Origin of the sequence: Hydrogenobaculum sp. Y04AAS1 (genome assembly GCF_000020785.1) — a bacterium.
In the GTDB taxonomy this organism is placed as follows: domain Bacteria; phylum Aquificota; class Aquificia; order Aquificales; family Aquificaceae; genus Hydrogenobaculum.
Genome location: NC_011126.1, coordinates 398,376 through 422,069 on the forward strand (window position 1 = coordinate 398,376; position 23,694 = coordinate 422,069).

Sequence of the window (23,694 nt, forward strand, 5' to 3'; positions counted from 1 at the left end):
CTTTTAAGCTAAACTAAAAACATAAAGACTAAGAAGCGTAAGTATCAAAACCGGTATCGTAAGGATGATACCAACTTTTATATAATAAGCATAAGATATGTTTAAACCTTTTTTGTTTAATACGTGAAGCCATAAAAGTGTTGCCAAAGAACCAATGGGTGTCATCTTTGGACCTATATCTGTACCTATTAGATTTGCCAAAGCTAAAATATGGCTCATGTGATCAGCCGGGTTTGCAAGTTTGATGTTTAAATTTATAAGCATAACGGTGGGAAGGTTGTTGATAAGAGCCGATAAAACCCCTGATAACACACCTACGCCCATAATTGCCACAAATTTACCACCATCTATAAAAAATCTTATTACACCGGGCATTATCTGATACAAAAACGCTTTTTGAAGACCAAACACCACCACGTACATACCTATTGAAAATATGAGTATTTGCCAAGGGGTTTCTTTGAAAATGATATGTTTTAGATTTACTTTTTTGTTTTTTAAACTTCCTATAGATATCAAAATCCCGGCAAATATGATGATAAAAGATGTTGGGATGTTGTATATGTGGGATACCATCAAAAGCCCTATAGCCAAAGCACCTATTGGCCAAGCCAAATAAAATAAAAATCTATCTTTTATGGCTTCCTCTGGGTTTTTGTCTTCTAAAATCTCTTTTTTGTAGCTTTTAGGAAGATGATTTTTATAATAAATAAGTAAAACCGCTATGGAACTTACGATAGATACAATATTTACAAGAAGCATAGATTTGGCATATTCTAAAAAGCTTATGTGAAAAAAATCCGCTGTGATAATGTTTGTTAAATTTGATATTACAAGCCCAATACTTGCAGTATCAGATATAAAACCTCCTCCTACCATGTAAGCTCTTGCTTGTTCATCTTGAAGGTTTAAATGCTTTATCTTAGAATAAACGATAGGAGTTAGCATCAAAGCAGCGCCGTCGTTGGCTAAAAATATAGATATCAAAGCTCCTATTAGAAGCATATAAACATATAGCTTGATGCCATCTTCGTTGGCTTTGTCTATGGCTTTTAGCGAAATCCACTCAAAAAACCCTATGTTGTCAAGCACCACCGATATGAAGATAATGCCTATAAAAGCCAAGCTTGCATCCCATACGAGTTTTATAACCTCATATATATCGTTTATATTTACTATCCCAAGCAAAAAGCTCAAAACCCCTCCAACAACAACAGATATACCAATGGGTATATTTTTTGGTTGTTTTATAACAAGAAACATCGTAAGAAGAAAAATGATGACGCTTTCTATCTCTTTTAGCACTTATTTTGAACACTCGGTATTTTCATAACACTCACATCTTTCCATAGAAGCTTTTATATCTTCTTTTGATACGTTACCAACTATTACGATATTTAGTTTGCCATTTTCTTTTTTAAGATACATAGATGTGATCTTGTTTTTCATATCAGTGCTCATGCAATCACATTGCCCTGTTTTGCAAGCGTTTAGCATGTTTTCTATCTTGTTTTCATCTACATGTTCTGTTATCTCTATATTTACGCCGTCGGCGAACTCCTTTATCTTAGCTATATCCTTTAGGCTTTTGCTTTCCATAAATAAAACCTCCTTTCAAGATAGAAACTAATATATAAAAAATTTTTTATATGTGTATGATATAGATATCGTCTGTTTTTATGACCTCTTTGTTTTTTTTGCCTATTATATTTTTTAGTTCTTTGGAATCGTACTGGACTTTTCCTTTACCTATCATAATACCTTGTTCATCTGATATACTTACCAGATCCCCTTTTTTGAAAACTCCGTCAAAACCTTTTATACCTATGGCAAGGAGTGCTTTTCTGCTTAAAAGTGCTTTTTTAGCCCCTTCATCTATATATATGATGCCTCTTGAATACTGGGCCAATTTGATAAGATCTTTTGGTTTTAGTTTTGAGTTTTGTTTTGGTGGTATTTTGGTGCCTATAGCTTTGTCAGTGTATATATCTATAAGTCTTTGGCTTTTAGAGGTTATAAAAACCTCTATACCGATGTTTGATGCCATCATGGAAGCTTGTAGTTTGCTAAGCATGCCACCGCTTCCAAAGGTGCTTTTGGAGGGGTTTACCTCTTTGAAAGCCTCTTCAAAATTTGACACTTCTTTTATGAGGGTTTTGCCATCTTTTGTATAAAGCCCGCCGGCAGTTGAGAATATAACAAGTTTTGAGGCTTTTGATATATAAGATACGTAAACGCTTAAAAAATCGTTATCTCCAAATATAAGCTCTTCGGTGGCTATAGCGTCGTTTTCGTTTATAATGGGTATGATGTTGTGATCTAAGAGTCCTTCTATCGTCCTCTGGGCGTTTGAAAACATGTTTTGATTTGTAAAAATATCAGAGGTTATAAGTATTTGGCTTATAGTAAGGTTATAATTTGAAAATATGTTGTCGTACAAAGACATAAGCCTCGATTGGCCAACGGAGGCAAGTATTTGTCTTGAAAGGATGGAATCCCCTTTTATATTTAGGATTTTTTTTCCAGCCATAACGGCTCCGGAGGATACTATAAGAAACTTAATATGTTCTTTTTGTAGAGTTTTTATATCCTCGGCGATGGAGGAGATAAAGCTTATGTCAAAATCCCCTCCCTCTGTAGATAAGACGTTTGAACCAATTTTGATAACAAAGATCATTATCTATGTCATATATTTTGTAAAAGTGGTTTTAGCTTCCTTTCTACTTTTGGATTTGTAATAAGGGTTTTCTTTCTTAGTCTTCTTTTTCTGTCTTTTGGTTTTCTGGTGTTGTAGTGGCTTCCGTTTGCTTTGGCCCTTTTGATGTGGCCGTTGGCGGTGAGTTTAAACCTTTTTGCCATAGTTCTATTCGTCTTCATCTTTACCTTCATAAAAACCTCCAAACTTAGTTTAAGCTTATTATTATAACTTATTTTTTCTTAGGAAGCAATGTAAAGGTCAAGAATGCGTTTTCTTTTAGAGGAGGCTTTTCCAAAACACCAACATCCGCTAACTCGTTTATAATTTTATCCACAAGCTTGTTACCAAGCTCTGGGTATATGTTTTCTCTTCCTCTAAACCTTATACGCACTCTTACTTTGTCTCCATCTTCTAAAAACTCTCTCATCTGTTTAATTTTGATAGCTAAATCGTGATTGTCTATCATCACTTTAAGGTTTATATCTTTTACATTTATAGCAGATTCTTTTTGTTTTTTCTTAGCTTCTTTTTCTTTTTTTTGAATCTCATACTTAAACTTGCTGTAGTTTAAAATCTTACATACCGGTGGATTTGCCTGCGGTGCTATTTCCACAAGGTCAAGGCCTTTTCTGTTTGCAGCTTCAAGAGCTTCTCCTATTGGTACTATGCCTATTTGATTTCCGTTCTCGTCTATTAGCCTTACCTCTCTTGCTGTGATCTTTTCGTTTACTCTATACTCTTGCAAGCTTACCTCTTCTTATTGCAAAGATATTTTTAGTCGCCTCTTTGCTGGCGATAATATATTTTAACTCTTAAGCTTTTAATAAAATTTATAAACTCTTCATATCTCCATATCCTAGAATCGCATATTATGATGGTGCCTTTGTCTTTTTTGCTTCTTACAAGTCTTCCAAATCCTTGTTTAAATTGCAAAAACGCCTTTTTCCTCATATAAATAAAACCATCCATAGTGTGCTTTAAGCATTTTTCTGAGCTACTGTGTGCCATTGCCTGTTCCATAGATCCAAAATGTGATGTCGTCGCTTTGTTATGTTTTTTGAAATACCTCATCCTATGGTAGTTTATGGGATCTTCAGGAGAGTCAAAAGGAAGCTTTGCCATCAAAAGCCCCTTATCTCCTTTCAAATCTATACCTGTCCATACAGAATCCACCCCTACCAATACGTTTTTATCTCCATTTTCTACCATTTCTATGGCTTTTCTTAAGGTTGTTGTATTTTGGAATATAATATCCTCATCTTTTGGTATATATTCCATTTGTTCATAGCTTGTTAAAAGCACCAAAACTTTGCTATAGAATGTTCTTAAATATCTTAGACTATTTATTAGCTCTTCTTTCCATAAATCTTTATTTTTTGGCACTATATTTTTTATGATAAAACTAACATCTTCATAATTGAATACATGCTCTAAAGAGTGATATTCACCGCTTATGCCTGTGGTAAGCTCTATGAGGTCTTTGTCAAGAGTTGCAGATGTTAGTATTACATATTTGTAATTAGATAGATCTATAGCATCTCTTGGGAATATTGGAAAAGCCTCTATTTTGTAGTTAAAATCCCCAAGCTTTTTAGAAAATTCCCTACTTACCACAAAACCTATAATATCTTTATTTTCTTCATCTTCCATGTATTTTAGAGTGTTGTAAATGTTTGATACGCGGTTTGAGATAGATTTGAATTTTGCTATAAGCCTCATAATTTCACGTTCTAACCTATCTGCTGATCCATCTGCAAAATCATCTTGAAGTTCGCTTGTATCTATGCTAAATCTATTTAAAAATTCATTTTCAAATAACAAGGAGCTTTCCAAAAAAGCCTTAAACTTTCTGCTTATGGTATTTTTGTATTCAAGCCTTTCTTTGACGATGTTTATGACATAATTTTTTATGACGTTTACAGCTTGGTTTAAAGGTTCATATACCATACTAATTAATGGTTCTACAAAAAAAGGTTTATCCAAAGGTATTGAGCTTGGAGCTTTACCTATGGTAGACTTATTAGTTGGTTTTTGTTTTTTATTTTCAAAGATACCTTCAAATAAACGTTTAAATAGTGTGCTTAGCATTTCTTGGAACGATGACATGCCATTGACACTCCTTAGCTCTGAAACACGATTCCATCGCTCTATTTCAAGTATATCAACATTATCAAGCATATTTTTATTATCGTTTGGAAGCATATCTCTTATAGATGCTACAAGTCTCATTAGACTGATTACAGAAAATCCAGAAGTAAGGGATTTTACCAAAGCTTCATCAAGTTCATGCGCCTCATCTATTACAAGGATTTTCTCTTCTGTATCGTCAAAGTTTTTTAAAACCAAAAGGCTATGGTTTATTACCAAAATATCCGCTAGTTTTTCTTTGTCTTTTAGCTTTTTATAGTAAAAACAATCTTTTAGATAAGGGCAAGATTTTCTATAATTGGAATCACAGTAATTTTCGTCTATATTTATATCAGTCCATACCTCTAAGGGTATGTTGGTAAATTCTATATCTCCGTCCCATCCTGAGGATTCTATAAGTTCTCTTATAGTATTTGCGAGGCTTACTTTTCCAAATATTGTGGTTTGTTTTAATTCGTTTTCTTTATCGTAAAATCTATCAAGACAAAGGTAGTTTGCTTTTCCTTTTAATATAAGATAATTTATACCTTTACCAAAATAGTTTTTTCTTATAGAAGATAGGTGTTCAAGGTCCCTTCTTAGTTGTTCTTGTAGGATTTTTGTCTTGGTGGATATTATTGCTTGTTTACCATGCTCTATGATAGGCAGTAAATATCCAAAGCTTTTGCCAACTCCAGTGGGAGCTTCTATTAAAACGACGTTTTGCTCCTCATCATCAAAGTCTTCTTTATTTATACATTCTTCTACTATGCTAAACATTTTCTCTTGGCTTTTTCTTCTTTCGTAGCCAAGGTTTAACAGCGTTTTGTAAAGTTCCATCAAGTGATTTTTATATGCAGTTCTTTAAGTTGCTTATCTGAAACTACATCTGGAGCACCGGTAAGCAAGCAAGTACCTTTCTGGGTTTTGGGGAAAGCTATAACATCTCTTATAGAGTCAAAACCAAGCATCATAGCCATAAGTCTATCAAAACCAAAGGCCAGCCCTCCATGTGGTGGTGCTCCGTATTTTAGAGCTTCCAATAAAAATCCAAACTTCATAGCTGCTTCTTCATCCGTTATATTTAAAATCTTAAATACAAGCTTCTGTATATCTTGCTTGTGTATTCTTATAGAACCTCCTCCTATCTCAACACCGTTTAGCACAATATCGTAAGCCCTTGCACCAATGTTTTCACCAATATTAATTATATCTTCTTTATCGGACTTGTCAACAATATATTTTATCTTATCTAAATCCTCTGTTTTTGGAGATGTGAAAGGATGGTGCATAGCCTCAAGCCTTCCTTCCTCTTCATTGTATTCAAACATTGGAAAATCCACTACCCATAGAAACGCAAATTTGGATTCATCTATAAGATTTAGCATCTTACCAAGTTGCAATCTTAAATTTCCAAGTATTTTATATACGTTTTTAGGCTTGTCTGCTGAGAAAAATATCATATCTTGATCTTTGGCCTCAAGCCTTGAAAGCATCGCTTTTATCTCTTCTTCTGTAAGGAATTTGGCTATGGGGGAGCTAAACTCACCATTTTCAATTTTTCCCCAAGCAAGTCCTTTTGCACCTAATCCTTTTACATATTCTGTAAGATTGTCTATCTCTTTTCTTGATAAAATTTTGTTTATTTTTATAGCTTTTATAATACCTTTTTGCTCTATAGCGCTTTTAAATACGTTGAAGTTGGTATTTTTGAAGATATCACTAAGGTCTACAAGCTCTAAGCCAAACCTTGTATCTGGTTTATCAGAGCCATATCGTTCCATCGCTTCTTTGTAGGTGATTCTTTTAAAGGGTGTACTCAGCTCTATGTCTAAAAGCTCTAAAAATAGTTTAGAAAGAAGTTTTTCTGATATTTCCATGATATCTTGTTCTTCTACGAATGACATTTCAAAATCTATCTGGGTAAATTCTGGTTGTCTGTCAGACCTTAGATCTTCATCTCTAAAGCATCTTGCTATTTGAAAGTATCTATCAAAGCCAGATATCATAAGTATTTGTTTGAAAAGCTGTGGGGATTGAGGAAGAGCATAGAATTTGCCAGGGTGAAGCCTTGATGGCACCAAGAAATCTCTTGCTCCTTCTGGTGTTGATTTTATTAAAAAAGGTGTCTCTATCTCGTAAAAGCCGTTTTCTTCAAAAAAATCCCTTGTTATCTTAAGGGCTTTACTTCTTGTTTTTATAGCTTTTTGAAACTTTGGTCTTCTTAAATCAAGATATCTATATTTTAATCTTAGTTCCTCTGAAATATCTACATTATCATCTATGGGAAACGGCAATGTCTCCGATGCGTTTAAAAGCTCAATACGCTCTATTAAAAGTTCTACGTTGCCAGATTTTATTTTTGGATTTTCCGTACCGGATGGTCTTCTTCTTACCAAACCTTCTACCAATACAACGCTTTCTTCTTTAAAATGCTTTGCTATATCATAAAGTTCTTTATTGCCCGATTCTTCTAAAACCGCCTGAAGTTTACCTTCTTTATCTCTTAAATCAATAAACAAAACACCGCCGTGATCTCTTATGGAATCTATCCATCCTGCCAATTTAACGTGTTTTCCTATAAAGCTATCGTCTACTAAGCCTATATATGTGTCTCTTAACATGCTTATATTATATACTAAAAATCTTATATCATTGAAATTTTATTTGATAGGTATATAATAAATTTTATGTTAAAGCGGGGAGTGGTTGTTTTAGGGTTTTTTCTATTTGGACATTTGTCTTTTTCTAAACCGCTAAAACTTGATATAAAAATACCATGTAAGGATGTAAATTTTAAAACTAACTATCATACATACACAAGTATATCATCCCCTTTGCCAAGAGATGAGAAGCAAAGTGTGGGATTTTCATTCTTTTTCAACAGGCTTCCTTCTGTAAGCGCTATAGTGGATAATATCAGGTCTCTTAATTTATCAAAAACTTATCAAGAACCACCCCCAGAGATATACACCTCTGATATAAGGAGACATGCTGATTATTACGAAAAAGATATTATTACCAAAAATACATATATAAGACCTACCAACAAAGGCAATGAACTTGTTCAACTTTATAAAAACGATCCCCAGCTGGATTTTGGTGTAGCTCTAAACGCTCGTTTCAAATAGTGAAAACTTGATCTAAACTTGATTTACTTGCTATATAGTAATTTTTTTTGAAATTTCATTTTTAGTTAGTATATATATACTTTTTATTAAAAAATAGTTTTACACGTATATTTCACAACGCTTATATATTATGAGTTATTTTTATTTTACTATTATCATATGATATATTACATTGTAATAAGATAATTTTTCAGTTAAATTAAACTTATGTAGGTTGGTTGACGCTAATCAACCAAAGGAGGTTTTGCGTATGGAAGCGTCAAGACGTGATTTTTTGGAATATACAGTTGGTGCATTTGGCGTTATGGCAGCGGTAGGAGTGCTATATCCAGTATTAAAAAGTTTAGGTCCAAACGCAGCTACCAGTTTACAGTCAAAAGTATCTTATGATATATCTCAATTTAAACCTTTAGAGCTAAGAGTTACATCATGGAGAGGTTTTCCTACTTTTGTTATGAAACTACCAACGCCTTTTGATTGGAATGGACCAGAAAGAGATAACAAGTATAAAAATCATAATAAAGACATATTGGGTAATCATAACGTATACGCTATCATAGGTGTATGTACTCATCTTGGTTGTATTCCTTTGTGGAAACTAGATGGAGATCCAGGGGTACATCTTCCAAATACTCCCATATTTCATTGTCCTTGTCACGGTAGTTTATATACTCCTTGGGGAGATAACATATCTGGTCCAGCACCTTTACCTCTTGGTATACCACCGCAAGCTTTAAACGGCAATATCCTTGAGATAGGTACTCCTGGTTTTGTTAAGAAGTTCTGGGATCCTTATACTTGATTAATAATCTTTTAAAAGGAGGTATAGATTATGGACTTGCTTGACTTGTCCAGGTTTCAGTTTGCCTTTACGGCGATCGTCCACTTTATTTTTGTGCCTCTTACGTTGGGGCTCTCTGTGTTCATAGCCATAGTAAAGACTATAGCTTACAAAACCAAAGATCCTAAGTATGACAAATTGGCTATGTTTTTGATGAAGCTTTTTGCAGTAAACTTTGCTGCTGGTGTGGCTACAGGTCTTACTATGGAGTTTGAGTTTGGTACAAATTGGTTTACCTATTCAAAGTTTGTAGGTGACATCTTTGGAGCACCGCTTGCCATTGAAGGTCTTATGGCTTTCTTCTTAGAGTCAACTTTTATAGGTGTATTCTTATTTGGAAAAGATAGAATATCTGATGGTATGCACACGTTTTCCGCTTGGATGGTAGCTCTTGGTAGCAACCTATCCGCTCTTTGGATTTTAATAGCAAATTCGTGGATGCAAACCCCTGCTGGATACAAAATAGTCCAAACTCCACAAGGTATAAGAGCCGAGCTTACAAACTTTTGGGAAGCTGTTATAAACCATACTACTGTCATAAGGCTTTTGCATACTGTAACAGCAGGTCAAATTACCGCTGGTTTTTTTGTAATGGGTGTAATGGCTTATTTCTTATTAAGAAACAAAAATATCGACATGGCCAAAGCTGGTTTAAAAGTAGCTCTTATTTTTACTGTCATAGTATCCGTATCTGAAATTATAATAGGGGACACGGCTGGACACTTAGTGGCAGAATATCAACCCCTTAAACTTGCTATGATGGAAGGTAAATGGAACACCGAGCAACCAGCTTCTTTAGATGTTTTTGGTTATGTAGACCAAAGTGCCCAAAAGACTTATCCTTTTATACAAATCCCTGGTTTGTTATCTTTCTTGTCTTATCATAACTTTGATGCCAAAGTATACGGTATAAACGATTTGATAACTATGTACGATCAAAAAGCCCAAAACTATGCAAACGAAGAAAAAACATTAGAAGCCCAATACGCTTCTAATCCAAACCCAGCTTTGAAAGACAAGATAGTGGCCGATAAAGCTTATGCCAAAGCTTACAACATTTCTTTAAAAGATCTACCACCTATAAATCTTGTCTTCATGCCATTTCATATAATGGTTGGTCTTGGATTTTTCTTTGCATTTGTAACTTTGTGGGGTCTATATCTCTATAAAAAAGGTACTCTTTATACCAACAAAGCTTTCTTAAAGACCGTTTTATATTCAATTCCCCTTCCATTTATAGCTTCTGAGCTTGGCTGGATGACCGCTGAAATAGGTCGTCAACCTTGGATAGTTACTGGCGTGCTTAAAACTGCCGATGCTGTATCTTTTAATTCTACTTCAAATGTAATGTTCTCTGTGCTTACTTTCGTGACAATATACATACTACTATTCTACGTATATGTAACCACTATGATAAAGAAAGTAAAAGAGTACGAAGACACCGAGGCTCCTTCTACAGCTCCAGCTATGGGCTCGACGAGTACAGCTTTGCAAGCTTCTAAGACAGATTTGAACAACGATAACAGGATTTCTTAAGGAGGTGAATACTATGGGTATATTACCAGATGGACTTTTTACCTTACAAGGTTTGTGGTTTTTGATAGCAGGTGTATTTTTAATTGGCTACTCAATAACTGATGGATTTGATTTGGGTAGTGCTTTTCCTATGATATTTATGAAAAAAGAATATGACAGAATAGCTCTTTATAATTCTGTAGCGCCAGTATGGGATGGAAACGAAGTTTGGCTTATAGCTGGTGGCGGCTTACTGTTTGCTGCTTTTCCTACAGTTTACGCTGCTTCGTTTTCTGGCTTTTATTTAGCGATACTTCTTGTCTTATGGGCTCTTATAGGAAGGGCTGTGGCTTTTGAATACCGCAACAAAAGAGAATCCATGGCTTGGAGGCATACATTTGATTTTATATACTGGCTTGGCAATGTTTTACCTGCTATTCTTTTTGGAGTTGCCGTAGGGAATGCTGTAGTAGGCGTACCTATAGATCAAGACGCTGTATACCATGGTACATTTTTCACGCTTTTAAGACCAGTACCTCTTGCAATGGGATTGGTAAGCTTTTTCATGTTTGCTATGCATGGAGCTGCATACTTGTTGCTTAAAACCGAAGGTTCTGTTTTCGAGATGGCTAAAAAGTACGCTAGCATAAGTGTTATAGGATATGTAATATCTGTAATATTAACAAACGCATTGGCAATGCAAGAAGCCCCATTTTTGTATAAAAACTATTTTACTTATCCAATACTTTTTGCAATACCTTTGATGATGTTTGTAGGTGTTGTACTCTATGTAAGCTTACTAAAATCTGGTAAATACGAAAAAATGGTTTATGCATCTGGGCTTGTTAATGCTTTCACTGTTTTAAATGTAGCTTGTGCTTCTTTCCCAGTTTTGATGCGCTCAAGTATAAATCCAGATTACAGTCTAACAGTGTTTAACGCTTCTTCTTCTACCCTCACTCTAACAGTGATGCTTATTGTAACGGTTATATTTATGCCTATAGTTATATATTATACTAGGTATGCGTATAAGGTATTTAGTGGAAAAGTAAGTGGAGAAAAGAGTTATTATTAATTTTCTTGAAGCGTCTTGATGCAACCATTCCTATCCTTCTTTTACCCCTCTTTTGAGGGGGCTTTCTAAATATATAGTTAACTTATCATTAGAAATAATTTATCACTATGATACATATTATATATATCTATAAATATCTGATGAAACTGATTTTTTATGCTTTTAATGGTTCATTAAGTTTGTTATGTATTCTTTTAAGTATTCTATATTTTGTCCTGTGGTAGAAGAAACCGGTATAAAATCAAGGGATTTTTCTTTGGCTAATTTTTCTAAAAGCTCTAAATTTTCTTTCTTTGCTATATCAAGCTTTGTACCTACAATGGTTTTAACTTTTTGTATTAAGCTTTTATCGTAAAGATAAATTTCAGTGATTAGGATTTCAAAATCTTTAACAGGGTTTTCGCTAGACAAATCGATAGCAAGAACCAAATATTTTGAACGTTCTATGTGCTTTAAAAAATCAAGCCCAAGCCCAGCTCCTTTGTGAGCGTTTTCTATAATTCCTGGTATATCAGCGATGGTAAAAGATTTATCATCGGTTTTAATAACCCCTAACTCTGGATAAAGCGTAGTAAAAGGATAATCGGCGATTTTTGGATGTGCATTGGTTAAAACCAATAAAAGTGTTGATTTGCCAACGTTTGGTAAGCCTACTATGGCTATGTCGGCTATTGTTTTTAATATAAGAATAAGCTCTTTTTCTTCTCCTTTTTTGCCATGTGTAAACTTTCTTGGAGTTTGATTTGTAGGTGTTGCAAAGTGAGCGTTGCCAAGACCACCATCTCCGCCTTTTGCCACTACACAACTTTGACCATGTTTTACAAGGTCACATAGAACATCGTTGGTTTTTTTATCTATTACTATAGTTCCTACTGGCACTTTTATTACAATGTCTTTACCGTTTTTACCATGCTGATTTTTTGGTTTTCCATGCTCTCCGTTTTGAGCTACAAAATGCCTTTTATATTTAAAATCCAAAAACGTTGTTTTTGAAGAATCCGCTTGTAATATAACAGAACCGCCTTTTCCTCCATCTCCACCTGCAGGCCCCCCATAAGGTCTATACTTTTCTCTTAAAAAATAAACTCCTCCGTTTCCACCATCTCCAGCTTTTACCTTTATTTGGGCTATATCTATAAAATTCAATTTTGTTTTATATGCCTTTGTTTATTACAAACTCTGCCAAATCCACAAGACGTGTAGAGTATCCCCATTCGTTATCGTACCAGGCCACCACATGCACCAAATCACCGTTTACAAAAGAAAGCTCTGCGTCAAATATTGCTGAATGAGGATTACCAACTATATCAGAGGATACCAAGGGTTCTTCAGTGTATTCTAGTATACCCTTTAGGTATGTTTCGCTGGTTTTTTTGAAAACTTCGTTTAAGGCAGCCACATCCTGAGGAGGATTTTCCAATATAGCTGTTAATTCTATAATAGAACCATCTGATACTGGTACTCTTCTTGATGTGCTTCCAAGTTTACCTTTAAGATGGGGTAAAACTTCAGTAACGGCTTTGGCTGCACCTGTGGTGGTTGGTATTATGTTTACTGCTGCGGCTCTTGCTCTTCTTAAATCTTTGTGGGGAAGATCTAGTATTCTTTGGTCGTTTGTGTAAGAATGTACCGTTACCATATAACCATTTTTTATACCAAATTCTTTATCAAGCACATAGCATACAGGTGCCATACAGTTTGTAGTACAAGATGCGTTTGATATTATGTGATGCTGGGCTGGATTATAACTATCTTGATTTACTCCAAGAACGATCGTAATGTCTGGATTTTTCCCTGGAGCTGAGATAAGCACTTTTTTAGCTCCTGCTGACAAATGTTTAGAGGCATTTTCTCTGTCTCTAAAAAGCCCCGTAGACTCAATTACTATATCTACCCCAAGGTCTTTCCAAGGAAGTTCTGCTGGGTCTTTCTTTGCAAATACTTTTATACTTTTACCGTTTACTATTATAGAATCTTCTGTGTATGATATATCTTTTTTCCATATTTTGTGCACAGAGTCATATTTTAGAAGATGTGCTAAGGTTTTTGTATCTGTTAAATCGTTAATAGCTACTATATCTAAGCCTCTTTCAAAGGCTATTTTAAAAAAAGCTCTACCAATACGTCCAAAACCATTTATACCTATTTTTACACTCATATTTTTATTATAAGATATTTTTATTATTTTAGTGTTAAGATTTTATAAAAATAGCTATTATAGGAGAAAGAATAAAATTTAAAAGCTTTAGATCTTTGGCTATTCCTAAAAGCTTCAAAGCCAAACCCACTATAAGACAAGCTCCAATAAAAGCTACATTTTCTAAAGAACTACTGCTTATTGAGCTTTTAAAAAAGTAAGCTACATAAGTAAGAGAACCCTGATAAAGGAGTATTGAAAACGATGAAAACACCACAGACCTACCCATCGAAGAAGAAAGAAGTACTGCACTTATACCATCCATTATAGCTTTTGACAAAATAAGGCTATTTTGAGCTTTTGCTCCTTCCGTGATACAACCAAGTATGGTTATAGGTCCTACGCAAAACATTATTGTGGCTGTATTAAACCCCTCTGGTGAACCTATGTTTTTAAATGCTTTTAAAAAAATCTTATCTAAGTTTGACTCAAAATCAAAGTAGTGTCCTATTACGCCCCCTATTATAAGAAAAGCCAATACCTCTATAATATTTGCTTTTGAGCCCTCGGTAAAAAGATGATAAGCCATACCAAAAGAAAATAATCCAAAAGCTTTTAGAGTGGCTTCTTTTATAGAATGTGGAATATATTTTCCAAACAAACTCCCAAAGTATCCACCAACAAATACCAATAAAGCGTTTACAAGGGTGCCTTCGCCTATAAAATACTCTGGCATCAACCCGGAGGCCACATCATCGGTCTTCCGCCTATTATGTGTAGGTGTATATGAAAAACCGTTTGACCTCCATACTCTCCTACGTTGAAAACAAGTCTATAGCCTTCTTTTAAGTTTAGCGTATTGGCTATATCTTTAGCCTTTAGTATCATCTTGCCCACCAGAGCTTCATCTTTCTCGGTCAGAGCTTGTATCCCTTCTATATGCTTTTTTGGTATTATAAGTACATGCGTTGGAGCCACAGGTTTTATATCTTTAAAAGCCGCAAAAAGCTCATCTTCGTAAACTATATCCGACCCAATCTCCTTATTTGCTATCTTACAAAAAATACATTCCATAATTTTTATTTTAGCATATTTTGCTTAATAATACTAATAGTGTGTATAAGTTCACTACATCGTGAACACATAAACTGTGGCATACTTGTAAACCATGTTAGACTTGTCTGTTCTTTAGCTCTGAAATGCGCTACAAGTATACCACGCTTCACAAGTATGCCACGCCCCGATAGCGCTCTAGTGTGCTAAAGGCATTTCTCATAGTTTCTGAGTGACTGTTTTGTTTATTAGAATTAAAATGCGATGTTATCGCTCTGTTTAGATTCTTGAAATAATATATCCTTGTTCAGAGAGATATTTTAAAGAATAATAAGTAGAGTAAACCAGTTTCTACATTTAAAAGGTTATCATATGAAGTTTTGCAAATATTCAACAGGAGATTACATCATGAGATACAAAACTATTGACAAGATTCTAAGAAGGTATTTGTTCATATAATCTATCTGAACTTATAAAACTACTTTGTGGTATAATCACAATATGAAGCTTTTACCAATAGGTATACAAACATTTGAAAAAATAAGAAATAGCAACTATTATTATGTAGATAAAACAATGTTTGTTAAAAAATTAGAAAACGGTGGATATTATTTTTTATCCCGCCCAAGAAGGTTTGGAAAATCTCTTTTTCTTGATACACTAAAAGAAGCATTTTCTGGCAACAAAGAGCTTTTTAAAGGACTTTATCTATACGATAATTGGAATTGGGAGAAAAAGTATCCAGTGATAAGGCTTGATTTAAGCCAAGCTTATCCAGATACAGAGGAAAATCTTCAAAAATCTATCAATTCTTTTTTGAGAAAAATATCAAATGAGCATGGAATACCCTTAGAAGAAGAGATCATAGGCCTAAAATTCCAAGAGCTCATCCAAAAATTATACGAAAAATACAATCAAAAAGTAGTAGTGCTTATAGATGAATACGATAAGCCTATTCTTGATGTAATAGAAGATGTAGAAAAGGCAAAGCAAAATAGAGAGATACTAAAAAAGTTTTTTGAGATATTAAAGCCCTCTGACCCATACCTAAAGCTTGTCTTTCTTACAGGGGTATCAAGGTTTTCTAAGGTATCTATCTTTAGTGGACTGAATCAACTTCAAGATATCACTTTAAATGAAGAGTTTTCAACTGTATGCGGTTATACCCAATCTGAGCTTGAAAGTGTATTTTCCGATAGACTAAAAGATTTTGATAAAGAGAAGGTAAAACAGTGGTACAACGGTTATAGTTGGCTTGGAGAGAGTGTTTACAATCCTTTTGATATACTGCTGTTGTTTGATAAGAAAATTTTTAAACCATACTGGTTTGAGGCAGAAACACCTACATTTTTGATAAAGATGATTGTGGAAAATCAATACTACCTACCAGAGCTTGAAAACCTTGAAGTAGGAGAAGAGATTTTATCTAATCTTGATGTAGACAACATAATGGTAGAAAATCTTTTGTTTCAATTAGGATATCTTACGATAAAAGAGTTTTTAGAAGAAGATGGAGTGTATATCCTATCTTATCCAAACTTAGAAGTAAGGAAAAGTTTAAACAACGCCTTTCTTTTTTATTTAGATTTTGGCACTAGTAATATAACAAAAACAGAACTTAATATAAAACAAATTTTCAAATTCTTAAAGAGAAAAATATAAACAAACTAAAAGATGCTATATACACATTATTTGCCAGCATCTCACATGATCGGTATAGAAAAACGGCATAGACTCCTATGAAGGTTTTTACGCATCTATTGTATATGCGCTTTTTAACGGAGCAGGGCTAAATGTGATAGCAGAAGACAACACAAACAAAGGTCAGATAGATCTTAGTGTCTTTAACCAAGACAGCGTTTATATTATAGAGTTTAAGGTAGTAGAAGACAAAGAAGAGGGTATCGCTTTAAAACAGATAAAAGAGAAAAAATATTATGAAAAGTATATAGGCAAGTACCAAGAGATCTATCTAATAGGTATAGAGTTTAGTAAAAAAGATAAGAACGTTGTGGGCTTTGAGTGGGAAAAGGTATAGTATTTCATCTGAATCGTTTAGATTCCAATATCAGCATAGTCTGCCAAATGCTTTTGATTTGTAGTAAAATAAATCTATGGATATACAACCACATGATTCATTTTTTAAGCAGATATTTTCTGATCCTAGGAGAGTAAAGACGCTTCTTGATATCTTTGCTAAAGATGTATCTAAAAGTATAAGCTCTATAAGCTTAGTAAATACAGAAAAGTTTTCTTCAAAATCTCAAAAGTTTATGCTTGATTTACTTTTTAGCTGCAAGGTAAAAGATCAAGATGCTTATTAAGGATTGTACTTGAACACAAATCTTATCTTGATAAAGAACTACCTATTCAGCTTTCTTACTATAACAGTGCTATTTGGGAAGAGACTATAAAAGAAAAAGAGTATTACCCTCCTATTATCAATATTGTTTTTTACCATGGAAAAGGATATTGGAACATACCTACATCTTTACCAGTATTAGAAGACCAGAACTTAGAAAAATATGTATCTAAGCTAAATTATATACTTATAGATCTAAACAAAGTATCAGACAATGAGCTAATAAATGAAGCCTACATAGATTTTTGCTTTACATCTGCTGTTATTGCAATGAAGTATGTACATGACAACATAGAAAAGATTAAAGCTGTGTTTAGACCACTGGTGGAATACGTTCAAATTCATGAAGATGAAGAAGGATATCATTGTTTATTTTTCTCATTTAACTATATTTCATATGTGAAAGGTGATACCAAAGAGGCAGAAAATGCCTTGAAAGAACTTATAGGAGGTGATAAGAAAGCTATGACACTGATAGAAAAATGGATTATGGAAGGATTAGAAAAAGGTAAACAAGAAGGACTACAAGAAGGATTAATTAAAGCCAAAAAAGATGACATTAAGAGTGCCATTCTCATCAAGTTTGGAGTACTGCCAAAAGAGCTTGAAGAGAAGATAGAAAGCACAAATGATATGCAGATCTTAGATGATATGTTTAAAAAGGTTATACTAGCTGGTAAGATTGAAGAGATTTTGTGAGCTAAAAACCCACTCCCATCGACTAAGCTTTTTATATAATCTAATTTAAGTTTTTGATTTTTGAGAGGAAAGAAGCAAGTTTGTATAGTGTGCTGTGAGCATTTCTTACATCGTATAATAGGTGCCTTTTAAGAAGACGGGTATTTGAAACGTGGTTAGAGCACTCTATTCATATCTATCTAAACCCATACACCATTATATTTTATGCATTTTATTATGGAAAGCTTTTATACAAATTTTATATTTTCTAAGCATGGAATACCCTAAGGAAAAATTTAAAGAATTAGCAAGGTGCATCAAAAGTATGGCTATAAGTCCAGAGATAGATTTGGCTATATGTTTTCCTGGTATTGAAGAAGCCGAATGTGAAGAGAAAGAAGAATACCCCTGTGTTTTGGTTTCTTACTTAGGAGACGATGGTGATGGACCTTCTAAAAAGGTGGTCTTCACTGAATCTTATTGGAACTCTTCTGTAGAATTACTCCTTGGAGCTATCATGCATCAAGTAAAATCCTTGATGGAAGAACTTCAATCTTTTGAAGGTGAATAGTATTTGGATTTTAAGAGATAAACTCTTATGAAATAATCAGATATTATTTTTCCCTCATCGGTATTAAGAGTAATATCTCTCATAGGTATAGAGTAAGGGTTTTGAAAGTCTATGTTTGATTTATGTTTAGGTGTTTTTAAAGCTATTATAGAGGGCTTTTTTCGTCCTACAGGTGCTATAAAATCTATTTTGAAGTTTAAAAAACTAAGAGAAGATTGAACGCTTTTGTTTGATGTATAGCTTATCCAAATACCTTCTTCTTTTAGGTTTTTATAAAGCAAATATAAAAAATCCAGTGTCCATAAAGATGGGTTTCTATACGGTGAAAACCCGTCGTGTAGTATGATATCAAACATCATATTTGTTTTAAGGGCTCTTGCATCTTCTAAAACCACTTGCCACGTTAAGTTGTTGCTATTTATATAAAAGTTGTTTTTATAAAGCATATACCTTATTTCGTCTGAATCGTGATTTAAAGCTATAAAAGGAGGTATTTTTTTATCTATACTTATTATATTTACAGATTTGCCCAGTTTTAAAAGCTCATAAGCCAAAACTCCAGAATTTACAAACATACCAGAACCTATATCCAATACATTTATAATGGTTTTTTCTCTTAAAAGCCCAAAAACAGGGTTTACAAACTTGCTGTATGCTTCTTCTAAAGGTCCTGTGGTAATGCTGTGGTAAAACTCGTTGTAGTATTCATCGTATAAATTGGTTTGATCTATGTGAAGTATTTGGGTGTTTTCCTTATATATGTTTGAAAGCTCTTTTAAAAGTATCTCTTGATATCGCTCGCTTAAAATATAAAATCTTTTATCGTTTTTTAAAGTGATCAAAACCCGTTCTTTCAAGCTCTTTCCCATTTACAAGTACCAACGCTTTGCCCTGTTCTATCACACGTCCTATCACTGTGTTATCTAAAAATGGATTAAAGTGTTCTTTTTTTTGGCAAAATAAAAGCTGATAATCCTCTCCTCCAGACAAAGCTATATCGTAAGGGTTTAGATTTTCTTTTGAAGCGTAAAGTCTTAGTTCCCGAGAAATAGGTATTTTATTTAAATCTATTTCTATTACAACGTTTGAGCGCTCTGCAATATGCCATAAATCAGAAGATAGTCCATCGGATATATCCATGCAAGCACTGGCGTATTTTCTTATATGATTTATATAGTCTATCCTGGCAGTGGGTCTTAAATGCCTTTCTATGAGTCTTAATTCATAGTCCTCATACTCTTTTTTTGTTGTTAAAAGCCTAAAACCAGTGTACGAATCCCCAAGGGTTCCACTTACTACCACATCATCACCCACGTTTGCACCAGCTCTTGAAACAAACCTATCTATTTCACCTATTAAAAATACATCTATACCAAGCTTTGAAGCTTTTGATACATTACCCCCTACTATCCTAAGTTTATAAAAATCACAGGCAGATTTTACACCTTCGTATATACGTTCTATAAATCTTTCATCTATATCCTCTGGTATCATAAGAGAGATAAGACCATAAAGAGGTTTGCCTCCATTTGCCACAACATCTGATACATTTATAGATATGGCTTTAAAGCCAATGGCTTCTGGTGGATAGTGTCTTAAAAAATGAACATCTTCTAAAAAAGCATCGCAGGTGATATTGAGCCCAGTCTCTCCAATCTTTATATAAGCTGTATCGTCTCCTATAGTATTTTCTCCAATTATTGAAGTTAATTTTTTTATAAGCTCAAACTCACCTATCATCTTAAGATATAAAAAATAGCTAATATCATATTAAAAACTAATAAAAACGAGGATGTTTTAGAAACCTTTCTAAATTTTATCCTTCTTGGATCGTTTATATCTATCTTATCTATATCTCCTAAGCTTTGTTTTAGGCTTTTGGTATAATAAGATAAATATATGTTTGCCAAAAGACCCAAAAGCATAAAAAACGTATAAAAGCTTATGTTTAAAATAAACACCAAAAGAAGCTCTAAAAGTGCTATCTTGTAAAATCTCCAAAGGATTTGACCATATATCCTACCGGCTAAGTTCTTTGAATCTAGCTTTTTAAAAAGCACATAAGAGACTATAAAAACTATTGAAAATATCTCACCGGCGTATAAACCCACTAAAAGCTTTACCATAAACCTCTTAGAAATGGATTGAATTTTAACTCATGCTCTAAGCTTGTATCTTGGTAGTGTCCACATATAACATGGGTATCTTTTGGAAGTATAGAAAAAATCTTTTTTAAAGACTTTGATAAATCTTCCCAAGAACCACCGGGTAGATCTGTCCTTCCAACACCACCTTTAAAAAGCGTATCCCCAGCTATAAGTGTATTTTGAGATGGTAGATAAAAACAACACCCGCCGGGGGTATGACCTGGTGTGTGGATAATCTCTATATCTACACTGGCAATACTGAGCTTATCACCATCTTTTATATAAAAATCTGGTTTTGGTGGTGTTTTTGCGTTTAGATAGATTGAAAACCCAGGAAATAGCTCATCGTTTAATAAAAACTCATCTTCTTTATGCATGTAAAAAGGTACGTTGTAGCGTTCTTTTAACGTAGCCACTTGTCCTATGTGATCATAGTGCCCGTGGGTGGCTAGTATAGCTACTAATTTGAAATCACCTATAGTTTCTAATATAGCCTGTATATCTGAGCCTGGGTCTATCACTATAGCTTCTTTTGTATCTTCGTTTTTTATAACAATACAGTTTTCATCAATCGGTTTGGTCGGTATCGTTTCTATTTTCAGTTTTTCCATTGGTTTTTGCTCCATCGTTAAACCCAAATAAAATATATAACGGAACACTAATAAAGCCAAGGGGTAAAATAGCTATGAAAACAGCCCATCCCCATTTTTTTCTTCTTATGGCATCGTATAGAAAGTAAAATAAAATGCCAAATACCCCAGCCACTAATACAAAATCACTACTAAAAAGATGCTTTAAATAATCCATTTGCTATAAATTATAACATGTTGCCAATTTTTACGCTGTAGCCAAGAATCTTAAAATCTTTATATAATGAAACATAGAATCGCTTGGCGGGATAACAAAACCATTCCAATCAAGCCCTACTTTTGCATTTTGTTTTGAGGCTTCTAACACTATAAAACTCATACAAGATAGTTTTTGTTCTAAATCCATATCAAAATCCTCTGGTCTTAGTATTATTTCTTTGCTTATAAAATCTGAAAAATCGTTTACCATCAACTTTTGCACCTTGGCTGAAGCTTTCCAGTTTATATACTTTGGATGTTCGCTATTATATTCTCTTATTTGATAAAGCTCTTGTCCCTCGTTTGTCTTTATAAAACCTTTTTCTGATCTGTAGTTAGCTGTATTTATTTTGTATTGTTTGGGATTTGGATATACGTATATATCTGCTGGGACTACATATTTTATCTCTCTATATGCAAAACCAAAAGGAAAATCAGAGGATATATAAACCTCAAGCTCTTTGTAATTGCCTCTTTTTTCAAAACTTAATATAAGCTCTATCTGTTTTTCTTCTTTGGCTTTTAGCATAAAAATAGATTTTTCATAGACTATTTCAAGGGTTTTGTATGTTTTAAAAAATCTTTTTACATCTTTATTTAAATCTTTTGCCACAAATACATTTATAAGAAAAGAGGGCCAGCTTTTTTTATTTCTTATAGATATGATCACTTTTCCTGGTTCATTTGCAAAAAAATCATAGGCTTTTATAAATGTAAGTTCTAAAAATTTAATATTGTAGTAGGATATAATACCACTTATTATCATAAAAGCCATCATAAAAGATGTGATCATATAAAGGAGATTGTTGGTGGTGTTTATGGCGGCAAAGCCAAAAAGAAGCATTATAATTATATAAAATATACCAAGTGGGGTTATCTTTACATTCATCCTTGCTCTGATAATCCGTCTCCTAAGAGGTTTAACGCCACTATAAGTAAAAATATCACAATAGCTGAGGATAGCGTCCAAGGATAGAGCAGTATAATGTATATGCTTTTTGGTAGCATGTTTCCTAAAGATGGATATGGTTCTTCTATACCAAGTCCTAAAAAGCTAAGAGAACCTTCAGCTACTATGTAAGCAGGTATAGATAAAACTGTGCTTATCACGATGTAGCTTTTTATATTTGGTAGAATATGCTTAAAGATGATATAAAAAGGGTTTGCTCCGTAAAATTTTGCAACATTTACATAATCGTATTCTCTTATTGATAAAACCATTCCCCTTATAATCCTTGAAAAGGGTGCAAAACCAAAAAACGACAATATAAAAACGATCATTCCAAACACATAAACCCCAGATATATCAAGGGGAAAAAGCGCTCTTATAGATAGCATAAGATAAAATGTAGGCATAGCCATCATAACTTCTACAAATCTCATCACTATGTTGTCTAAAATACCACCTACATATCCAGCTAAACTACCTATCAAAGTACCTATTGTAATTGTGGTAATAGCACCTATTATAGATATTGCAAGGGATACCCTTAAAGCGTATAAAAGTCTAGAAAATTCATCTCTTCCAAGAGCATCTGTACCAAGTAAAAATATATGCCCACAGTTTGGTCTAAAAAGCTTAAAATCGTTTTTTGATTTTACGAAAAAATCTATATAACAGATTTTATTTTTATCCTCTATATAGGTCCTGGTTAGAGATTGAACAGGTTTTAATTTGTATATATAAAGCCCATGTAAGGATAAATGTAGAGGAGTAGGCGGGGCAAAGACATACTCTCTAAATTGCTTTTTATATGAGTAAGGGGCTATAAAATCTGCACCTACAGCAAGGATTGTTAAGAACACAATTATACTAAGTGCAAACTTAGTTTTCCACATCTTCTTTAACGATGTTTGTTAAAATACCTATTCCTTCTATCTCTATGCTTACTTTGTCCCCTATTTGCATAGGGCCAACACCCGGTGGTGTACCTGTGATAATTATATCGTGTGGATAAAGACTCATAATATGCGATACAAAGCTTACAATCTCATATACATCAAATATCATATCTGAAGTGTTGCCCTGCTGCTTCAATTGGTTGTTTAGATACGTTTTTATATTTAGATCAAATGGATCTACATCTTTTACTATTGCTGGTCCTACAGGGCAAAATGTATCAAAGGACTTTGATCTTGTGAACTGTATATCTTTTTTCTGCAAATCTCTTGCTGTGACATCGTTTGCTATACAAAATCCCAAGATTGCATCTTTTGCATCTTTGTAAGAGAGTTTTTTGGATGTTTTAGATATAACGATAGCGAGCTCTCCTTCGTAATCAACTCTTGTAGAGGCTCTTGGATATATTATATCTTCTTGATCTAAAATTATACTGCTTGTGGGTTTTAAAAACAAAAGTGGTTCTTTTGGTATATCCATATTGAGCTCTTTGGCATGGGCTTTATAGTTTAACCCAACGCATACAACCTTTGTGGGTTTAAACTTTACTTCTTTGTTTTTTCCTAAAAGCCAGATACTATCGTTTTTTCTTTGAAATCTATACATGAAAT

The 23,694-nt window shown here is 33.6% G+C and carries 24 protein-coding genes and 2 pseudogenes; 7 read left to right on the forward strand and 19 right to left on the reverse strand.

Features of this window, described 5'->3' with window-relative positions; translation table 11 throughout:
* Window positions 1-3: 3 nt before the first annotated feature.
* The 7 genes from HY04AAS1_RS02315 to aspS are packed head-to-tail and all read right to left on the reverse strand — an operon-like array spanning window position 4 to window position 7,449.
* Window positions 4-1,305 carry an arsenic transporter gene (locus tag HY04AAS1_RS02315; RefSeq protein ID WP_041307991.1) on the reverse strand — a complete coding sequence of 434 codons (1,302 nt, stop codon included), beginning with the start codon at window positions 1,303-1,305 and terminating at the stop codon, window positions 4-6.
* The gene (locus HY04AAS1_RS02320) at window positions 1,306-1,599 is read right to left on the reverse strand and encodes a hypothetical protein (RefSeq protein ID WP_012513505.1); all 294 of its coding nucleotides are present in this window, start codon (window positions 1,597-1,599) and stop codon (window positions 1,306-1,308) included.
* Window positions 1,600-1,645: 46 nt separating this feature from the next.
* Window positions 1,646-2,677, reverse strand: coding sequence for a glutamate 5-kinase (gene proB / locus HY04AAS1_RS02325; RefSeq protein WP_012513506.1), 1,032 nt, complete (start codon window positions 2,675-2,677; stop codon window positions 1,646-1,648).
* A gap of 8 nt (window positions 2,678-2,685) precedes the next feature.
* Window positions 2,686-2,889: a 50S ribosomal protein L35 gene (rpmI, locus tag HY04AAS1_RS02330; RefSeq protein ID WP_012513507.1), complete on the reverse strand. Its 204-nt coding sequence runs from the start codon at window positions 2,887-2,889 to the stop codon at window positions 2,686-2,688.
* Window positions 2,890-2,927: 38 nt separating this feature from the next.
* Window positions 2,928-3,443: a translation initiation factor IF-3 gene (gene infC, locus HY04AAS1_RS02335; RefSeq protein ID WP_012513508.1), complete on the reverse strand. Its 516-nt coding sequence runs from the start codon at window positions 3,441-3,443 to the stop codon at window positions 2,928-2,930.
* 29 nt (window positions 3,444-3,472) lie between these two features.
* Window positions 3,473-5,665 carry an ATP-dependent DNA helicase gene (locus tag HY04AAS1_RS02340; protein WP_012513509.1) on the reverse strand — a complete coding sequence of 731 codons (2,193 nt, stop codon included), beginning with the start codon at window positions 5,663-5,665 and terminating at the stop codon, window positions 3,473-3,475.
* The gene (gene aspS, locus HY04AAS1_RS02345; RefSeq protein WP_012513510.1) at window positions 5,665-7,449 is read right to left on the reverse strand and encodes an aspartate--tRNA ligase; all 1,785 of its coding nucleotides are present in this window, start codon (window positions 7,447-7,449) and stop codon (window positions 5,665-5,667) included. The genes HY04AAS1_RS02340 and aspS overlap by 1 nt, the downstream gene beginning before the upstream one ends.
* Before the next feature lie 66 nt (window positions 7,450-7,515).
* Between aspS and HY04AAS1_RS02350 the strand changes: the two genes are divergently transcribed.
* The 4 genes from HY04AAS1_RS02350 to cydB all read left to right on the forward strand — a co-directional run bounded on the left by HY04AAS1_RS02350 (window position 7,516) and on the right by cydB (window position 11,387).
* Window positions 7,516-7,956, forward strand: coding sequence for a hypothetical protein (locus HY04AAS1_RS02350; protein ID WP_012513511.1), 441 nt, complete (start codon window positions 7,516-7,518; stop codon window positions 7,954-7,956).
* Window positions 7,957-8,206: 250 nt separating this feature from the next.
* Complete coding sequence (gene petA, locus HY04AAS1_RS02355) at window positions 8,207-8,758, forward strand: ubiquinol-cytochrome c reductase iron-sulfur subunit (protein ID WP_012513512.1); 552 nt, start codon at window positions 8,207-8,209, stop codon at window positions 8,756-8,758.
* Between the two features lie 30 nt (window positions 8,759-8,788).
* Complete coding sequence (locus tag HY04AAS1_RS02360) at window positions 8,789-10,333, forward strand: cytochrome ubiquinol oxidase subunit I (RefSeq protein ID WP_012513513.1); 1,545 nt, start codon at window positions 8,789-8,791, stop codon at window positions 10,331-10,333.
* 13 nt (window positions 10,334-10,346) lie between these two features.
* Window positions 10,347-11,387, forward strand: coding sequence for a cytochrome d ubiquinol oxidase subunit II (gene cydB, locus HY04AAS1_RS02365; protein ID WP_012513514.1), 1,041 nt, complete (start codon window positions 10,347-10,349; stop codon window positions 11,385-11,387).
* Between the two features lie 162 nt (window positions 11,388-11,549).
* On the opposite strand, the gene obgE is transcribed toward cydB, so the two are convergent.
* The 4 genes from obgE to HY04AAS1_RS02385 are packed head-to-tail and all read right to left on the reverse strand — an operon-like array spanning window position 11,550 to window position 14,607.
* The gene (gene obgE / locus HY04AAS1_RS02370; protein ID WP_012513515.1) at window positions 11,550-12,533 is read right to left on the reverse strand and encodes a GTPase ObgE; all 984 of its coding nucleotides are present in this window, start codon (window positions 12,531-12,533) and stop codon (window positions 11,550-11,552) included.
* A 7-nt stretch (window positions 12,534-12,540) separates the two neighbouring features.
* A complete protein-coding gene (gene gap / locus HY04AAS1_RS02375) occupies window positions 12,541-13,545 on the reverse strand; it encodes a type I glyceraldehyde-3-phosphate dehydrogenase (protein ID WP_012513516.1) in 1,005 nt (334 codons plus the stop codon).
* A gap of 34 nt (window positions 13,546-13,579) precedes the next feature.
* Window positions 13,580-14,260: a DUF554 domain-containing protein gene (locus HY04AAS1_RS02380; RefSeq protein WP_012513517.1), complete on the reverse strand. Its 681-nt coding sequence runs from the start codon at window positions 14,258-14,260 to the stop codon at window positions 13,580-13,582.
* Window positions 14,260-14,607 (reverse strand): histidine triad nucleotide-binding protein, encoded by a 348-nt coding sequence (locus HY04AAS1_RS02385; protein WP_198002734.1) that lies wholly within the window; start codon window positions 14,605-14,607, stop codon window positions 14,260-14,262. Before HY04AAS1_RS02385 ends, HY04AAS1_RS02380 begins: the two co-directional genes overlap by 1 nt.
* Window positions 14,608-15,078: 471 nt before the next feature.
* Between HY04AAS1_RS02385 and HY04AAS1_RS02390 the strand changes: the two are divergent.
* From HY04AAS1_RS02390 to HY04AAS1_RS02400, 3 genes and pseudogenes are all read left to right on the forward strand, one after another.
* Window positions 15,079-16,615: pseudogene (locus tag HY04AAS1_RS02390) on the forward strand (AAA family ATPase).
* Window positions 16,616-16,691: 76 nt separating this feature from the next.
* Window positions 16,692-17,638 (forward strand): annotated as a pseudogene (locus tag HY04AAS1_RS02395) (Rpn family recombination-promoting nuclease/putative transposase).
* Between the two features lie 253 nt (window positions 17,639-17,891).
* A complete protein-coding gene (locus tag HY04AAS1_RS02400; RefSeq protein ID WP_012513519.1) occupies window positions 17,892-18,188 on the forward strand; it encodes a hypothetical protein in 297 nt (98 codons plus the stop codon).
* On the opposite strand, the gene HY04AAS1_RS02405 is transcribed toward HY04AAS1_RS02400, so the two are convergent.
* The 8 genes from HY04AAS1_RS02405 to HY04AAS1_RS02440 are packed head-to-tail and all read right to left on the reverse strand — an operon-like array spanning window position 18,167 to window position 23,689.
* Window positions 18,167-19,057, reverse strand: a complete 891-nt coding sequence (locus tag HY04AAS1_RS02405; RefSeq protein WP_012513520.1) for an MnmC family methyltransferase — start codon at window positions 19,055-19,057, stop codon at window positions 18,167-18,169. The two genes, HY04AAS1_RS02400 and HY04AAS1_RS02405, sit on opposite strands and share 22 nt — an antisense overlap.
* On the reverse strand, window positions 19,008-19,928 hold the full coding sequence (gene thiL, locus HY04AAS1_RS02410) for a thiamine-phosphate kinase (RefSeq protein ID WP_012513521.1): 921 nt from the start codon (window positions 19,926-19,928) through the stop codon (window positions 19,008-19,010). The genes HY04AAS1_RS02405 and thiL overlap by 50 nt, the downstream gene beginning before the upstream one ends.
* Window positions 19,925-20,314: a hypothetical protein gene (locus tag HY04AAS1_RS02415; protein ID WP_012513522.1), complete on the reverse strand. Its 390-nt coding sequence runs from the start codon at window positions 20,312-20,314 to the stop codon at window positions 19,925-19,927. Before HY04AAS1_RS02415 ends, thiL begins: the two co-directional genes overlap by 4 nt.
* The gene (locus tag HY04AAS1_RS02420) at window positions 20,308-20,946 is read right to left on the reverse strand and encodes an MBL fold metallo-hydrolase (RefSeq protein WP_012513523.1); all 639 of its coding nucleotides are present in this window, start codon (window positions 20,944-20,946) and stop codon (window positions 20,308-20,310) included. The genes HY04AAS1_RS02415 and HY04AAS1_RS02420 overlap by 7 nt, the downstream gene beginning before the upstream one ends.
* The gene (locus tag HY04AAS1_RS02425; RefSeq protein WP_012513524.1) at window positions 20,903-21,142 is read right to left on the reverse strand and encodes a hypothetical protein; all 240 of its coding nucleotides are present in this window, start codon (window positions 21,140-21,142) and stop codon (window positions 20,903-20,905) included. The genes HY04AAS1_RS02420 and HY04AAS1_RS02425 overlap by 44 nt, the downstream gene beginning before the upstream one ends.
* A gap of 30 nt (window positions 21,143-21,172) precedes the next feature.
* The gene (locus HY04AAS1_RS02430; protein WP_012513525.1) at window positions 21,173-22,072 is read right to left on the reverse strand and encodes a DUF58 domain-containing protein; all 900 of its coding nucleotides are present in this window, start codon (window positions 22,070-22,072) and stop codon (window positions 21,173-21,175) included.
* The gene (locus HY04AAS1_RS02435; RefSeq protein WP_012513526.1) at window positions 22,069-23,022 is read right to left on the reverse strand and encodes an ABC transporter permease; all 954 of its coding nucleotides are present in this window, start codon (window positions 23,020-23,022) and stop codon (window positions 22,069-22,071) included. Before HY04AAS1_RS02435 ends, HY04AAS1_RS02430 begins: the two co-directional genes overlap by 4 nt.
* Window positions 23,009-23,689, reverse strand: coding sequence for a fumarylacetoacetate hydrolase family protein (locus HY04AAS1_RS02440; RefSeq protein WP_012513527.1), 681 nt, complete (start codon window positions 23,687-23,689; stop codon window positions 23,009-23,011). The genes HY04AAS1_RS02435 and HY04AAS1_RS02440 overlap by 14 nt, the downstream gene beginning before the upstream one ends.
* Window positions 23,690-23,694 lie beyond the last annotated feature (5 nt).

Excerpts from the sequence above, each read along its gene's own strand:
- aspS (WP_012513510.1), bottom strand. The coding sequence starts at position 7,449 with ATGTTAAGAGACACATATATAGGCTTAGTAGACGATAGCTTTATAGGA.
- cydB (WP_012513514.1), top strand. The coding sequence starts at position 10,347 with ATGGGTATATTACCAGATGGACTTTTTACCTTACAAGGTTTGTGGTTT.
- HY04AAS1_RS02350 (WP_012513511.1), top strand. The coding sequence starts at position 7,516 with ATGTTAAAGCGGGGAGTGGTTGTTTTAGGGTTTTTTCTATTTGGACAT.
- HY04AAS1_RS02420 (WP_012513523.1), bottom strand. The coding sequence starts at position 20,946 with ATGGAAAAACTGAAAATAGAAACGATACCGACCAAACCGATTGATGAA.
- HY04AAS1_RS02320 (WP_012513505.1), bottom strand. The coding sequence starts at position 1,599 with ATGGAAAGCAAAAGCCTAAAGGATATAGCTAAGATAAAGGAGTTCGCC.
- HY04AAS1_RS02340 (WP_012513509.1), bottom strand. The coding sequence starts at position 5,665 with ATGGAACTTTACAAAACGCTGTTAAACCTTGGCTACGAAAGAAGAAAA.
- HY04AAS1_RS02430 (WP_012513525.1), bottom strand. The coding sequence starts at position 22,072 with ATGAATGTAAAGATAACCCCACTTGGTATATTTTATATAATTATAATG.
- proB (WP_012513506.1), bottom strand. The coding sequence starts at position 2,677 with ATGATCTTTGTTATCAAAATTGGTTCAAACGTCTTATCTACAGAGGGA.
- petA (WP_012513512.1), top strand. The coding sequence starts at position 8,207 with ATGGAAGCGTCAAGACGTGATTTTTTGGAATATACAGTTGGTGCATTT.
- rpmI (WP_012513507.1), bottom strand. The coding sequence starts at position 2,889 with ATGAAGGTAAAGATGAAGACGAATAGAACTATGGCAAAAAGGTTTAAA.
- HY04AAS1_RS02380 (WP_012513517.1), bottom strand. The coding sequence starts at position 14,260 with ATGCCAGAGTATTTTATAGGCGAAGGCACCCTTGTAAACGCTTTATTG.
- HY04AAS1_RS02360 (WP_012513513.1), top strand. The coding sequence starts at position 8,789 with ATGGACTTGCTTGACTTGTCCAGGTTTCAGTTTGCCTTTACGGCGATC.
- thiL (WP_012513521.1), bottom strand. The coding sequence starts at position 19,928 with ATGATAGGTGAGTTTGAGCTTATAAAAAAATTAACTTCAATAATTGGA.
- HY04AAS1_RS02440 (WP_012513527.1), bottom strand. The coding sequence starts at position 23,689 with ATGTATAGATTTCAAAGAAAAAACGATAGTATCTGGCTTTTAGGAAAA.
- HY04AAS1_RS02435 (WP_012513526.1), bottom strand. The coding sequence starts at position 23,022 with ATGTGGAAAACTAAGTTTGCACTTAGTATAATTGTGTTCTTAACAATC.
- HY04AAS1_RS02425 (WP_012513524.1), bottom strand. The coding sequence starts at position 21,142 with ATGGATTATTTAAAGCATCTTTTTAGTAGTGATTTTGTATTAGTGGCT.
- HY04AAS1_RS02415 (WP_012513522.1), bottom strand. The coding sequence starts at position 20,314 with ATGGTAAAGCTTTTAGTGGGTTTATACGCCGGTGAGATATTTTCAATA.
- HY04AAS1_RS02405 (WP_012513520.1), bottom strand. The coding sequence starts at position 19,057 with ATGGGAAAGAGCTTGAAAGAACGGGTTTTGATCACTTTAAAAAACGAT.
- gap (WP_012513516.1), bottom strand. The coding sequence starts at position 13,545 with ATGAGTGTAAAAATAGGTATAAATGGTTTTGGACGTATTGGTAGAGCT.
- HY04AAS1_RS02400 (WP_012513519.1), top strand. The coding sequence starts at position 17,892 with ATGGAATACCCTAAGGAAAAATTTAAAGAATTAGCAAGGTGCATCAAA.